The sequence below is a fragment of the Pseudomonas grimontii genome (assembly GCF_007858185.1).
GTDB lineage: Bacteria > Pseudomonadota > Gammaproteobacteria > Pseudomonadales > Pseudomonadaceae > Aquipseudomonas > Aquipseudomonas grimontii.
Genome location: NZ_VFES01000001.1, coordinates 616,990 through 630,397 on the forward strand (window position 1 = coordinate 616,990; position 13,408 = coordinate 630,397).

Consider the following 13,408-nt stretch of genomic DNA (forward strand, 5'->3'; position numbering starts at 1 on the left):
CCAATGAAAACCTGGCGTGTGGCGGTAATTGCCTTGTCGTTCCTGTTGCTCAGCGGTTGCCTGGTAACGTTCAAGGACCCGTTGCCCGCCCATGAGGCGGCGCCGGATGAATTGCTGGGCCATTGGACCAGCAAGAATGCCTGGGGCGAACCGCTCGATCTGCAAATCAGCGGTGCCGGTGAGCACCGCTATAAGGCGGTGAGCTACCCTAAAGCCACGCCGGCCCAGCGCGATGAGTACCTGTTTACCGTTTCGCGTCATGGCAGCCGCTGGTACCTGTCGGCACCGTTGCCGGCCAAGTTCGGCGGGCATTACTTCCTGGCAGGGTTCGACTTTGAGGGGGGGAGCGACGATAAGCACGAATTGGTGGTCTATAACCTCGACCTCGACCAGATTCACCAGGCCATCGGGCAACAGGTGCTGCACGGCAGCACCGTGGAAACCGTCGAAGGCGCCGGCGTACTGGTCGACAGCGCCATGAGCCAGGTGTTTGCCTACCTGGATGACCCGGCCAATGCCGATGTGTTCGTTGAAGCCGTGCGCTACCGGCGTGCGGGCAAATAACGTTTAAAGAGGAAGCACCGGGTGGACGATTACCAGCAGACGATACGCACCTTGTCCGATCGCATTGTGCTGGCGCAAACACCGATTCGCGTCCTCGACGCTGTGAAGTGGGACGACAACATTCGCCAGGGATTCCTCAAGGCCAAGGGCAAGGCAATGCCCGCCGTGGACCGCGACTATTACCTGAACCGGCCGCTGTCGTTCGACTCCAGTGCGGTGAAGCTGGAATTCCAGAACATCGAACGTGACATCACTCGCCGCCTCGGCCAGTTCAGCCCGGTGGGGCAGATCATGCGTCGCATGTGCCGTGAATACCGCATGGTGGTGCGCATGCTTGAAGCGCGCGGCACCGAGGACTTTGGTCTGATTTCCCAGGAGCTGTACGGCGCCGCCTCCGATGCCTTCCACGCCGGCGACCCGACCCTGGCTGACCTGGGCCTGATGCTTTCCGACTATCTGAACAATATCGACGGCCGTGGCGACCTCAAGGACGAAGCCAAGACCCTGACCGCCAAGGACGCCGTGGCCCTGCTGCAAACCCGCCTGAACAAGGTGTTTGGCGAAGCCGAAGAAACCATCCGCGTGTTCGAATCAGACGGCATCGTCGCAGATGCCGCGGCGGGCGCCGACTACATCAAGATCCGCGCCGACGCGATGTTCAACGACCGCGACGTGCGTGCGCTGGAAGTCCACGAAGGCCTGGTGCATGTGGGTACCACGCTCAACGGTCAGAACCAGCCGATCTGCACGTTCCTGTCCAAAGGGCCGCCGTCGTCCACCGTGACCCAGGAAGGCCTGGCGATCCTGATGGAGATCATCACGTTCGCCTCCTACCCGAGCCGCTTGCGCAAACTGACCAACCGCACCCGTGCCATCCACATGGTGGAAGAGGGCGCCGACTTCCTGCAGGTGTTCGAGTTCTTCCGCGAGCAAGGCTTTGAAATGGCCGAAAGCTATGGCAACGCCAGCCGGGTATTCCGTGGCTCGGTGCCGAACGGTCTGCCGTTTACCAAGGATTTGTCCTACCTCAAGGGCTTTATCATGGTTTACAACTACATCCAGCTGGCCGTGCGCAAAGGCAAGCTGGAGCAAGTGCCGCTGCTGTTCTGCGGCAAGACCACCCTGGAAGACATGCGCACCTTGCGCCAACTGGTGGACGAAGGCCTAGTGGTGCCACCCAAGTACCTGCCTGAACAGTTCCGCGACATGAACGCACTGGCGGCGTGGATGTGCTTCTCCAACTTCCTCAACCACTTGAGCCTGGACCGGATCGAGGCGGATTACTCGAATATCCTTTAAACGCTGTTATTCACGAGGCTTCAACGGATGAGAATCCTCGGCATTCTTTGCCTGCTACTCACATTGAACGGTTGCAGCTCCCTGCTGTTCTACCCCGAGCCCGGCCTGCCGTTCACGCCCGAAAAAGCGCACCTGCAATACCGCGATGTCACCCTCACCACCGCCGACGGCGTGAAGCTGCACGCGTGGTGGCTGCCGGCCAAGGCCGGAGTGCCCGTCAAAGGTACGGTACTGCACCTGCACGGCAACGGCGGTAACCTGGCCTGGCATCTGGGCGGCAGCTGGTGGTTGCCGGAGCAGGGCTACCAGGTACTGCTGCTGGACTATCGCGGATATGGACTGTCGGAAGGCAAGCCTTCGTTGCCGGCGATTTATCAGGATGTGGATGCGGCGTTCAGTTGGCTCGACAAAGCCCCGCAAACCCAGGGCCAACCGTTGATCGTCCTTGGTCAAAGCCTCGGCGGTGCGCTGGCGGTGCATTACCTGGCGGAACACCCGCAGCGTCAGTCCCAACTCAAGGCGTTGGTGCTCGATGGTGTGCCCGCCAGTTATCGTGACGTAGGACAATTCGCCCTGAGCACCTCCTGGTTAACATGGCCATTCCAGGTGCCGTTGTCTTGGTTGGTGCCCGACGCCGACAGCGCGATCAACGCCATGCCGCAACTGACCGGCGTGCCGAAATTGCTGTTCCACAGCCTGGATGACCCAATCGTGCCCGTGGCCAACGGTATCCGCCTGTATCAGGCCGCGCCACCGCCACGGGTGTTGCAGTTGACCCGGGGCGGCCACGTGCAGACCTTTGCCGACAAGACCTGGCAAACCGTGATGCTGCGCTACCTGGACGACCCGCAGCACTTCAACGGTCTGCGCCGCCTGGGCGAGATTCCGAACTATCCCATTCCTAAAGTTGATTCATCAGAGAGCCCGCAATGAGCGAAGAACGCAACATGATCCCGCTGATTCTCACCGGCATTGGCACCATCATCGGCACCGTCGGCTGCCTGTGGTACTACGGCTATTTGCACTTCGCCAAGCCGGAAGATGCACTGCTGCTCAGCGACTTCACCATGCTCAAGACCGTGCCTGGAGAGGAGTACAAAATCTCCCTGACGCCAGCCGCCCAAGTGGCACAGTGCGTCGATGGCGTATTAGTGATGTTCGACACCGAGCAGAAAGGCCTCAGCGGTGTGCTGGTAAACAACAAGAAGCAGGCAGTCCGTTGCATGGGGCAGGAAACCCCGCAATTGCAGCAGTAGTTCGCAGCGGTCATATCTGGAACCATATCGCTTAAGAAACCACAGAAAGCGGTGTGACTAACACAGATCGGGGCCGAAAACGTGGCGATAATTATTGCTGCAATACGTAACATGCTGGACATGGCCAGGGGGCATGAGGCGCTGAAACGGCTAGACGCTGAGGGCAGTGAGCTCCAGCACATGATGGATAAGCTGTCGCAAAATACTTATAGCGCGAAGATGGAGCTGCCAGCTGACGACACATACCGGACTGTCCATTTCGACGAGCCGAAAAAAAACCCACCGTGAGGTGGGTTTTCTTATTCAGCGTCAATCAATCAGTTGGTCATGGACGAACGTGGTTTGACTGGCTGGTTGTCGTTGGAGATGGTCACTTCAACGCGGCGGTTCATGGCACGGCCCGAGACGCTGCCGTTATCGGCAACCGGGTATTCCTTGCCGTAGCCGGTGGTCACGATGCGGCGTGGGTCAACGCCCATCTTGATCAGCGCTACCTGCACCGAAGCGGCGCGGCGCTCCGACAGGCTTTGGTTGTAGGCATCGCTGCCTGTGCTGTCTGTGTAACCTTCAACGATCACCTGGCGATCCGGGTTTTCCTGAAGGAACTGAGCCAGTTTGTTGATGTTGACCAGGCCGCTGGATTTCAGGTCAGCCTTGTTGGTGGCAAACAGCACGTCGCCAAAGGTCACCAGCGTACCGCGATCGGTTTGCTTGGCATTCAAGCTGTCTTGCAGTTGTTTGATCTGTGCATCACGGGCCTCGAGCAGCGCGCGGGCACGTTCGTCGCCGGCGTTTTTCAGCTTGGCTTCGGATTCGCGCAGCACGATGGTGTCTTTGGCCACTTCAACGCGCTGATTGGTCAGGTACGCCAACTGGTCGACTTTCTTCTGGTCTTCCTTGTCGCGGTAAGCCTTGTCAGCCTTGTCCAGCCATTCGCTGGCGTCCTTGGTCTCCAGCGCGGCAAGCTTGGTGGCTTGCGGGTTGGTTTGCAGGGAAGAGAAGTTGGTCCGTGCGTTTTCCAGGTTTGCGTTTGGCGGGGTGGAGCAGGCCGCCAGGGCAACGCTCATCGCCAGCAGGGCAGGGATCATCAATTGTTTACGCATAGTCGTGTCGTCCTTTCAATTCGATATCGGGTGCAATGCAATCAGGCGCGGCGGTTTATTTCTGCTGGATAGCAGCCGGGCGCATACCTTCCTGACGCAGCTCCTGAACAGCTTTCTGGGAGTCCTTCACAGCCTGTTCGGCCTTGGCGGCCTGGGACTTGCGCTCTGCAACGCGAGCATCCCATTCGGCTTGTTCGGCCAGGCGACGCGCCTCGTCATAATTCTTGTCGTGCATGGCGATTTCGGCTTGCTTGAGCTTGTCCTGAGCCGATTTCATTTCAACTGCTGCGTACTCGGTGCCGCCGGCGCTCACTGCGCTGTTTACTGCGGACTGAGTCACCGCGTATTGCTCGGTTGGCGGGTTGCCGGCGCAGCCAGCCAAAACGAAGCTGGTGCCGATTGCCAGCGCGGCCAATTTAAGCCCGCGCAGGTGGTTAAACGAGGATTTGGCAGTGCTGGTCTTCATCGTCTTCAACTCCATTGGATAACTCCTAAAAACATCAAAATCCATCTCAGTCGGTGAGCGGCTGGGGCGCGCCGGTAAAGCACGACGGGCCCTTTCAAACGGCCGTTCCAAGTGATGGCTTACTGGCTGTGACCGGAGGCTTTTTTCAAAAGTTCAGAGAAGATGGCGATTTGCCTAAAAAAATATCTGACTGAATGGTCAGGGTTAAAAATTGGAACTTTTGCCGCGAGCAGGAGTACTCCGAGCCTCAGCAGAGGCCCGGAATACGGGGGCAGTCGAGGTCTGTCAGTGCTTCTGGTCGTCAGCCCTGGCCGACAAATCATGTAGATAACGACGGGACAAAGTCAGGAACCGTGGCGTTGGCCCGACGTCCTCATAGAGCGGATCGCCCTCTTCATCGGTGGCGATCACATGTTGTCCCTTGATGTAGGGAAAGCTGGCTTCCAGCTCTTCAAGGGCGGCGCCGATCAGCTCGCCGAGCAGTTCTTCGGTGTGGCGCTTGGGGTACATCTCGGCGATGGCCGCCAGCCGCGCGGCGGCCTCTACATCCAGATGGATGGCGTACTCCGTCTTGGTCAGGCGACCCTTGGCGTTTTCTTCCCAATGCTGGGCCAGTTCTCGAATTTTCATGGCAACCTCAATAAAGCCAGCGGTGGCGGGCGGTGATGAGTGACCAGTCGTGCGCGTGGATAAACGCGGCGACTCACAGTTGAGACTAGCTGTAAGTCACAAGGTTTAAAGTCTTGTCATAAAACGATGCTGGCGGCACTCTGACACACCTGCGCGTCCCGGATTTCTGGCTGGAGATTGGCTGATGAGTGATATCGATGCACGCTTGCGTGAGGATGTTCACCTGCTGGGTGAGCTGTTGGGCAATACCATTCGAGAGCAGTACGGCGATGATTTTCTCGCTAAGATCGAGCAGATTCGCAAAGGCGCCAAGGCCGACCGCCGCGGAGCCGCCCCGGACAAAGCCGCTGGTGATGAACTGAGCGCCAGCCTCAATCAGTTGCAGGAAGACGAACTGCTACCCGTGGCCCGGGCTTTCAACCAATTCCTTAACCTGGCCAATATCGCCGAGCAGTACCAGTTGATTCACCGGCGCGATGAGTCGCAACCGGCACCGTTCGAGTCCCGTGTTTTGCCGGAGTTGCTGGCCCGCCTGCAAGGCGAAGGCCATAGCAACGAGTCCCTGGCCCGCCAGTTGGGACGCCTGGAAATCGAACTGGTCCTCACTGCCCACCCCACCGAAGTGGCGCGTCGCACCCTGATCCAGAAGTACGACGCCATCGCCGCGCAACTGGCGCGGCAGGATCACCGCGACCTCACCACCGCTGAGCGCGAGCAGATCCGCCAGCGCCTGCAACGCTTGATCGCCGAAGCCTGGCACACCGAAGAAATCCGCCGCACCCGGCCTACCCCGGTGGACGAAGCCAAGTGGGGCTTCGCGGTGATCGAGCATTCGTTGTGGCACGCCATCCCCAATTACCTGCGCAAGGCCGACCAGGCGTTACATGCTGCGACGGGCCTGCGTTTGCCGCTGGAAGCCGCGCCGATCCGCTTTGCGTCGTGGATGGGCGGCGACCGTGACGGCAACCCGAATGTCACCGCGCCGGTCACCCGCGAGGTGTTGCTGCTGGCGCGCTGGATGGCTGCCGACCTGTACCTGCGCGATATTGACCACCTGGCTTCCGAACTGTCGATGCAAAAGGCCAGCCCTGCGTTGCAGGCTAAGGTCGGCGACAGCGTCGAACCCTATCGCGCGCTGCTCAAGCAACTGCGCGAACGCCTGCGCGCCACGCGCCAATGGGCACATACCGCGTTGAGCAGCAGCACGCCGGCGCCTGCCGAGGTCTTGCAGAACAACCGCGACCTGCTCGAGCCACTGGAGTTGTGCTATCAGTCGCTGCACGAGTGCGGCATGGGCGTGATCGCCGATGGCCCACTGCTCGATTGCCTGCGCCGGGCCGTAACGTTTGGCCTGTTCCTGGTGCGGCTGGATGTACGCCAGGATTCCAGTCGTCATTCGGCGGCCATGACCGAAATCACCGATTACCTGGGCCTGGGCCGTTACGAGGACTGGAACGAAGAGATGCGCATCAGCTTCCTGATGAAGGAGCTGGCCAACCGTCGACCGCTGTTGCCGGGTTATTTCAAGCCGTCGGCCGATACGGCCGAAGTGCTCAACACCTGTAAGGAAGTGGCCGCCGCGCCTGCCGCATCGTTAGGCTCGTATGTCATCTCCATGGCCGGCGCCGCGTCGGACGTATTGGCGGTGCAGTTGCTGCTTAAAGAGTCGGGCGTCCAACGGCCGATGCGCGTGGTGCCCCTGTTCGAAACCCTCGCCGACCTGGATAACGCCGGCCCCGTGATCGAGCAACTGTTGTTGCTGCCAGGCTACCGTGCGCGCTTGCAGGGCCCGCAGGAAGTGATGATCGGCTACTCCGACTCGGCCAAGGACGCCGGCACCACGGCCGCCGCCTGGGCGCAGTACCGGGCCCAGGAGCGGCTGGTGGATATTTGCCGTGAGCAACAGGTGGAATTGCTGCTGTTCCATGGCCGTGGCGGCACCGTCGGGCGTGGCGGCGGCCCGGCCCACGCGGCGATCCTGTCGCAACCGCCGGGTTCGGTGGCGGGACGTTTCCGTACCACCGAACAAGGCGAGATGATTCGCTTCAAATTCGGCTTGCCGGACATTGCCGAACAGAACCTCAATCTCTATCTGGCCGCCGTGTTGGAAGCGACGTTGCTGCCACCGCCGCCACCGGAGCCGGCGTGGCGCCACTTGATGGATGAATTGGCGGCCGACGGCGTCAGCGCTTATCGCGCGGTGGTGCGGGAAAATCCGCAATTCGTCGAGTATTTTCGCCAGTCCACTCCCGAGCAGGAGCTGGGCCGTCTCCCCTTGGGCAGTCGTCCGGCCAAGCGTCGTGCCGGTGGTATAGAAAGCCTGCGCGCCATTCCGTGGATCTTCGGTTGGACCCAGACTCGCCTGATGCTGCCGGCCTGGCTGGGTTGGGAAGCTGCGTTGAGCAAGGCCCTGGAACGCGGCGAAGGCGAACTGCTGGGGCAGATGCGCGAACAGTGGCCGTTCTTCCGCACCCGCATCGATATGCTGGAAATGGTCCTGGCCAAGGCCGATGCCGATATTGCACGCCTGTATGACGAGCGCCTGGTGCAGCCGGACCTGTTGCCATTGGGGGCGCACTTGCGCGACCTATTGTCGCAGGCGTGCGACGTGGTGCTTGGCCTGACCGGTCAGTCGCAACTGCTGGCCCATAGCCCGGACACCCTGGAGTTTATCCGCCTGCGCAACACCTACCTTGACCCCTTGCACCTGTTGCAGGCCGAGTTGCTGGCGCGCTCGCGTCGCCAGGAAGCCGCGCAAGACAGCCCTCTGGAACAGGCGCTGCTGGTGTCCGTGGCCGGTATTGCCGCCGGCTTGCGCAACACCGGCTGAGGTTTTTTGCGTGTTCTCAACGGCTTGCGCAGAAACCACGACGGCCGCCCTGAAAAGGGTGGTCGGCGTTTATGGGGCCGGTTGCACTCAGGCACACCCTACCTATGACGTACGCGTGGCGCGGGTTCCTGCGACTTTTGGCGGCTTGTGTGGTTAGGGCCTGCTGTGTATCTTGATCAGCCTTTGGCCGTTTGGGCGGCTTGGGCCCATATTTTCATGAGCCCTATATATTTTTACGAGATTGGCCCCACGCGGCGAATCCGAGCGTCATCTCTATAAAAAATTGAGGAGCACATCGATGCGCGTCATTCTGCTGGGAGCTCCCGGGGCCGGTAAAGGTACTCAGGCAAAGTTCATCACTGAAAAATTCGGCATTCCACAAATCTCCACCGGTGACATGCTGCGCGCAGCCGTCAAGGCCGGCACCGAGCTGGGCCTGATCGCCAAGAGCGTGATGGACAGCGGTGGCCTGGTCTCCGATGACCTGATCATCAACCTGGTCAAGGAACGCATCAGCCAGGAGGACTGCAAGAACGGTTTCCTGTTCGACGGCTTCCCACGCACCATTCCCCAGGCTGAAGCCCTGGTCAAAGCCGGCGTCGAGCTGGACGCCGTGGTTGAAATCGCGGTTGAAGACGAAGAAATCGTCCAGCGTATTGCTGGCCGCCGGGTTCACGAAGCCTCTGGCCGCGTGTACCACACCGTCTACAACCCGCCTAAAGTTGAAGGCAAGGACGATGTCACCGGTGAAGACCTGGTGCAGCGTAAGGACGACACTGAAGAAACCGTGCGTCATCGCCTGTCGGTCTACCATTCCCAGACCAAGCCGCTGGTGGATTTCTACCAGAAGCTGTCCGCTGCCCAGGGCAAGCCGAAGTACAGCCATATCCCTGGCGTCGGCTCCGTGGAAGCGATCACTGCCAAGGTGCTGCAAGCACTGAGCTGATCCTTTAGCGGCTTTATACACAACGGCCCGCTTGCGGGCCGTTGTTGTTTATACTGGCGCACTTTTTTTCGACTTGGACACCCACACCAATGAGCACCCTGCTGGCCCTGGACACCGCGACTGAAGCTTGCTCCGTTGCCTTGCTGCACGATGGCAAAGTAACAAGCCACTACGAGGTGATCCCACGCCTGCATGCGCAGAAGCTGTTGCCGATGATCAAGCAACTGCTTGAAGACGCGGGCACCACCCTGTCGGCCGTGGATGCCATCGCCTTCGGCCGTGGCCCGGGGGCGTTCACCGGGGTGCGTATTGCCATTGGTGTGGTCCAGGGCCTGGCCTTTGCGTTGGAGCGCCCGGTGCTGCCGGTCTCCAACCTTGCCGTACTGGCTCAGCGTGCCTTGCGCGAACACGGCGCCCAGCAGGTGGCGGCGGCTATCGATGCGCGTATGGACGAAGTGTATTGGGGCTGCTACCGCGAAACGGCTGGCGAAATGCGCCTTGTCGGCGTGGAAGCCGTGCAGCCACCGGAATCTTCGGTATTGCCGGGCGATGCCAGCGGCGACTGGTTCGGTGCTGGCACGGGTTGGGGTTATGGCGAGCGCATCGGTGTGTCGCTGGTGGGCCAGGACGCCAGCATGTTGCCCCATGCCGAAGATTTGCTGACCTTGGCGCGCTTCGCATTTGAGCGTGGCGAGGCGATTCCTGCGGATCAGGCTGCACCGGTTTACTTGCGCGATAAAGTGGCGCAGACCAAGGCGGAAAGAGGGGTTATTTGACGCCAAAAATGATGGCAATTTGAAGCAAAAGTCGCCAATCGTCAGAATTTGCCCCCGTTTTTAAACCTTTTTCAAATTATGTGTTCTAGTTATCACCAGAGCATTTGCGCGCGACGGACAGTGCTGCCAAAATGCCATTACTGATAGCGAGTTCGCGCCTATGCGTATTGATGGATTTTCCTCACAGTCGTACCCAATCAAGCGCAAGCCGCGTAAGGCAAACGCCACGGTGGACGATTCCGTCGAGGATTCGCCGGACTTCATTGACGTCCAATCCGATGCGCAGGCCAGTTCACAAGCCCGCATCAGTGGCGTTCCGGCCCGTCAGCAAGACATGGTCTTCCCGCGCTCCATGAGCAAAAGCGTTGCCACCGCCCTGGCCAGCTACCTGACCACCGCCGGATTTGTCGAATGGGATATGGAAGTACTGGGTCTCGACATCCACATCTGATGCGCCTGCCTTACTACCTCGGCTGCCCGTCCTGGAGTGAAAACGCCTGGCGCGAGTACCTGTACCCCGCCGATGCCCGCTCCAGCGATTACCTTGCCCTTTATTCCCAGGTCTTCAACGCCGTTGAAGGCAATACCACGTTCTACGCCCGACCCTCGGCCGCCACCGTGCAGCGCTGGGCCGACATCATGCCCGAAAATTTTCGCTTCACTGCCAAGTTCCCCGGTGACATCAGCCACGGTGGCGACTTGCGTGAGCAATTGCCGGCGGCGGAAAGTTTTGTCGGGTTGATGAGCCCGCTCGGTGAGCGTGTTTCGCCGCTGTGGCTGCAGCTGTCGGCGAGTTTTTCACCGCAACGCCTGGCTGAACTCGTCGGCTTTATTGATGGCCTGGAGCGCCCGATTGCGGTGGAAGTACGCCACCCTGAGTTCTTCGCCAAGGGCGATGCCGAGCGTACGCTCAACCGTTTGTTGCGTGATCGCGGTGTCGAGCGCATCTGCCTCGACCCGCGCGCATTGTTCAGTTGCACGTCGACGTCGGCGGCGGTACTGCATGCACAATCGAAAAAGCCCAAGGTGCCACCCCGTCCGGCAGCGCTGACCCAGTTTCCCCAAGTGCGTTTTATCGGTCATCCGGAGCTTGAGGCCAATGACCCGTTCCTGGTCCCGTGGGTGGAAAAAGTTGCCGCTTGGATCGAAGAGGGGCGCACGCCCTACGTGTTCCTGCACACCTCTGATAATCGCCTTGCCGCGCAACTGGCCCTGCGTTTTCATGCGCAACTGATGGCACGCCTGCCCGGCCTGCCGGCGTTGCCGACCTTGCATCGGGAGCCCGAAGCCGAGCAACTGGGGTTACTCTAGGGCTCCTTTTCCCGTCAGGAGTCAGTCATGGATGCCCAAACCCTTCGCGCCGAAACCTTCAAGGCCCTGCATGAGCGCGACCGCGCCTTCGTGATGCCCAACCCATGGGATGCCGGCTCTGCGGTGATGCTCGCCAGCCTTGGCTTTGAAGCCCTTGCCACTACCAGTGCGGGTTATGCGTTCAGCCTGGGGCGCCCGGATGCGGAAGGTGCATTGTCCCTGGAAGACACCTTGCGCAATGCCGCCATGATCGCCAAGGCTACCGCGCTGCCGGTGGCGGCCGACCTGGAAAACGGATTCAGCGACACCCCAGAAGGCTGTGCACAGGCCATCCTGAGTGCCGCCGGCAGCGGCATCGTCGGTGGCTCCATCGAAGATGCCACGGGCATTGCCGTCGACCCCATCTATCCCTTCGACCTCTCCGTAGAGCGTGTGGAAGCCGCCGTTGCCGCTGCCCGCAGCTTGCCGTTCCCCTTCACACTGACGGCCCGCGCGGAAAACCTCCTGCATGGTCGCCTGGATCTGCCCGACACCATTCGCCGCCTGCAGGCCTACGCCGAAGCCGGCGCCGACGTGCTCTATGCGCCGGGCCTGCGCAGTGCCGAGGACGTGCTGGCGGTGGTCAAGGCCGTGGCGCCAAAGCCGGTGAACGTGTTGATGTCCGGCGGCCTGAAACTCAGCGTGGCGCAATTGAGCGCGATGGGGGTTAAGCGCATCAGCGTAGGCTCGGCCATGGCACTGGCGGCCTATGGTGAATTCTACCGAGCGGCCCAGGAAGTGTATGAACTGGGTACCTTCAGCTTTACCGAACGCTCGATGCCCTTCAGCAAGGCCAATCAGTTCTTCAAGGGCTAAACCGTGCGTTTTTTCAAAGTGCTGGGTGTGCTGCTGGTACTCGGTGGTGCATTTGCCATAGGCGTATGGCGTGGCTGGCTGCCGCTGCCGGCTGAATGGAATCCGTGGTCGCCGTTGGACGTACGGTCCAGCCCGAACCTGTTGACCCGCTACAAGCTGGGGCGCCTGCAGGATGACCCCGCGCTGTGCGACCAGGTGCTGAAAACCTCAGGTCTGCGAGTCAGCCATCAGGCTGACTCGCCCGCCGACGCGGCCTGTCCTTTGCGCAATACCTTGCGCGTGCAGGGCGCAGATGTGGCATTAAGCAGCAGCTTTCTCGCCAGTTGCCCGTTGGCCGTGGCGTTCGCCCTGTTCGAGCGTCACAGCCTGCAACCGGCGGCCCAGGCGGTGTTCGGCCAGTCGGTGACGCGGGTCGATCACTTGGGCAGCTTTGCCTGTCGCAACATGTATAACCGTGCCGAAGGGCGGCTCAGCCAGCATGCATCGGCCAATGCCCTGGATATTGCCGGGTTTCGCCTGGCGGATGGGCGCAGTATCAGCGTGCTCAAGGATTGGTCGGGGGACGGCGACAGCGCGCGGTTCCTGCGCCAGGTGCGCGATGACGCCTGTGATGATTTCAATGTGGTGTTGAGCCCGGACTACAACGCCGCGCACCGCAACCATTTCCATCTGGACATGGGGCGTTGGTGGGTCTGTCGTTAGGCGGCCAGGCGCAGGTTGTGGGTGATCAGTGGGCGTGCCCAGTGGTAGTCGAAGTCCAGCGCCTTCTGTTGCGCCAGCAGTTCTTCGGTTGGGTAAGGCGTGGCAGGTGGTGGCAACAGGTCCAGTTCGAACTCGGCAATCGGTAAGTGCAGAGGGCGTGGTTCCGGCGCCGGGCCGGGCTCAGGCAGTGGCTGGCCGGCAGTCAGGACGATCGGGCGAACCCAACCGCTTTCGAAATTCTGCTGGCGCTGCTGGGCGACGATTTCTTCCTGCGGGAACGGCGTGGCGGCCGGTGGCAGCAACTCGGTTTCGAATTCGGCGATGGGCAGGAACAGTGGCTCAGGTGGTGCGATCTCGGTGTCTTTGACGTCGCACTCGCGCTGCGTGAGGATCTGCGACAACAGGTCGGCGCCTGCGCTGGGCTCTACCGCCGGGTCCGCCGGTGCCGGCGCCTTGGCGGCGAGCGCATCCGGCGTTTCACCGAGCTGCTCGGCCAGCGCCCGGGCGAAGAAGTCCTGCCACACATGACTCACCCCGGCCAGTGCTTGGGTATTGCGCAGGCCGTAGTGGTTATGGGTCGGCAGTACACCGATGGTTAGGGGGAGAATGTCTGACATTTTTCTCGGTCGACGCTCAGCTCTGGCAAAATACCTGACTGTTATTTCTATCG

15 protein-coding genes are annotated in these 13,408 nt (G+C 60.8%); 11 read left to right on the forward strand and 4 right to left on the reverse strand.

What is annotated here, in order from left to right:
- Nucleotides 1-3: 3 nt before the first annotated feature.
- The 4 genes from FIV39_RS02955 to FIV39_RS02970 are packed head-to-tail and all read left to right on the forward strand — an operon-like array spanning nucleotide 4 to nucleotide 3,119.
- Nucleotides 4-564: a hypothetical protein gene (locus FIV39_RS02955; RefSeq protein WP_146371469.1), complete on the forward strand. Its 561-nt coding sequence runs from the start codon at nucleotides 4-6 to the stop codon at nucleotides 562-564.
- Between the two features lie 21 nt (nucleotides 565-585).
- Entirely contained in the window at nucleotides 586-1,863 is a 1,278-nt protein-coding gene (locus tag FIV39_RS02960; protein ID WP_090408614.1) for a flavohemoglobin expression-modulating QEGLA motif protein, read from the forward strand.
- A gap of 27 nt (nucleotides 1,864-1,890) precedes the next feature.
- Nucleotides 1,891-2,796: an alpha/beta hydrolase gene (locus FIV39_RS02965; protein WP_090408611.1), complete on the forward strand. Its 906-nt coding sequence runs from the start codon at nucleotides 1,891-1,893 to the stop codon at nucleotides 2,794-2,796.
- Nucleotides 2,793-3,119 (forward strand): hypothetical protein, encoded by a 327-nt coding sequence (locus tag FIV39_RS02970; RefSeq protein ID WP_090408608.1) that lies wholly within the window; start codon nucleotides 2,793-2,795, stop codon nucleotides 3,117-3,119. Before FIV39_RS02965 ends, FIV39_RS02970 begins: the two co-directional genes overlap by 4 nt.
- 317 nt (nucleotides 3,120-3,436) lie before the next feature.
- On the opposite strand, the gene FIV39_RS02980 is transcribed toward FIV39_RS02970, so the two are convergent.
- The 3 genes from FIV39_RS02980 to FIV39_RS02990 form a co-directional block, all read right to left on the reverse strand.
- Nucleotides 3,437-4,222: an OmpA family protein gene (locus FIV39_RS02980; protein ID WP_090408605.1), complete on the reverse strand. Its 786-nt coding sequence runs from the start codon at nucleotides 4,220-4,222 to the stop codon at nucleotides 3,437-3,439.
- Between the two features lie 55 nt (nucleotides 4,223-4,277).
- On the reverse strand, nucleotides 4,278-4,688 hold the full coding sequence (locus FIV39_RS02985; protein WP_172832141.1) for a DUF4398 domain-containing protein: 411 nt from the start codon (nucleotides 4,686-4,688) through the stop codon (nucleotides 4,278-4,280).
- A gap of 285 nt (nucleotides 4,689-4,973) precedes the next feature.
- Nucleotides 4,974-5,318: a pilin assembly protein gene (locus tag FIV39_RS02990; protein WP_090408602.1), complete on the reverse strand. Its 345-nt coding sequence runs from the start codon at nucleotides 5,316-5,318 to the stop codon at nucleotides 4,974-4,976.
- A 184-nt stretch (nucleotides 5,319-5,502) separates the two neighbouring features.
- Between FIV39_RS02990 and ppc the strand changes: the two genes are divergently transcribed.
- The 7 genes from ppc to FIV39_RS03025 all read left to right on the forward strand — a co-directional run bounded on the left by ppc (nucleotide 5,503) and on the right by FIV39_RS03025 (nucleotide 12,738).
- Complete coding sequence (gene ppc / locus FIV39_RS02995) at nucleotides 5,503-8,148, forward strand: phosphoenolpyruvate carboxylase (RefSeq protein WP_090408599.1); 2,646 nt, start codon at nucleotides 5,503-5,505, stop codon at nucleotides 8,146-8,148.
- Between the two features lie 298 nt (nucleotides 8,149-8,446).
- Complete coding sequence (adk, locus tag FIV39_RS03000) at nucleotides 8,447-9,094, forward strand: adenylate kinase (protein ID WP_010212617.1); 648 nt, start codon at nucleotides 8,447-8,449, stop codon at nucleotides 9,092-9,094.
- A gap of 89 nt (nucleotides 9,095-9,183) precedes the next feature.
- A complete protein-coding gene (gene tsaB, locus FIV39_RS03005) occupies nucleotides 9,184-9,870 on the forward strand; it encodes a tRNA (adenosine(37)-N6)-threonylcarbamoyltransferase complex dimerization subunit type 1 TsaB (protein WP_090408595.1) in 687 nt (228 codons plus the stop codon).
- A gap of 160 nt (nucleotides 9,871-10,030) precedes the next feature.
- Complete coding sequence (locus FIV39_RS03010; protein WP_090408592.1) at nucleotides 10,031-10,321, forward strand: hypothetical protein; 291 nt, start codon at nucleotides 10,031-10,033, stop codon at nucleotides 10,319-10,321.
- The gene (locus FIV39_RS03015) at nucleotides 10,321-11,181 is read left to right on the forward strand and encodes a DUF72 domain-containing protein (RefSeq protein ID WP_090408589.1); all 861 of its coding nucleotides are present in this window, start codon (nucleotides 10,321-10,323) and stop codon (nucleotides 11,179-11,181) included. Before FIV39_RS03010 ends, FIV39_RS03015 begins: the two co-directional genes overlap by 1 nt.
- Nucleotides 11,182-11,208: 27 nt before the next feature.
- On the forward strand, nucleotides 11,209-12,036 hold the full coding sequence (locus tag FIV39_RS03020; protein WP_090408587.1) for an isocitrate lyase/PEP mutase family protein: 828 nt from the start codon (nucleotides 11,209-11,211) through the stop codon (nucleotides 12,034-12,036).
- Nucleotides 12,037-12,039: 3 nt separating this feature from the next.
- A complete protein-coding gene (locus FIV39_RS03025; RefSeq protein WP_090408584.1) occupies nucleotides 12,040-12,738 on the forward strand; it encodes an extensin-like domain-containing protein in 699 nt (232 codons plus the stop codon).
- Here FIV39_RS03025 and FIV39_RS03030 read toward each other — a convergent pair.
- On the reverse strand, nucleotides 12,735-13,355 hold the full coding sequence (locus FIV39_RS03030) for an energy transducer TonB (protein ID WP_090408582.1): 621 nt from the start codon (nucleotides 13,353-13,355) through the stop codon (nucleotides 12,735-12,737). The genes FIV39_RS03025 and FIV39_RS03030 overlap by 4 nt on opposite strands.
- Nucleotides 13,356-13,408 lie beyond the last annotated feature (53 nt).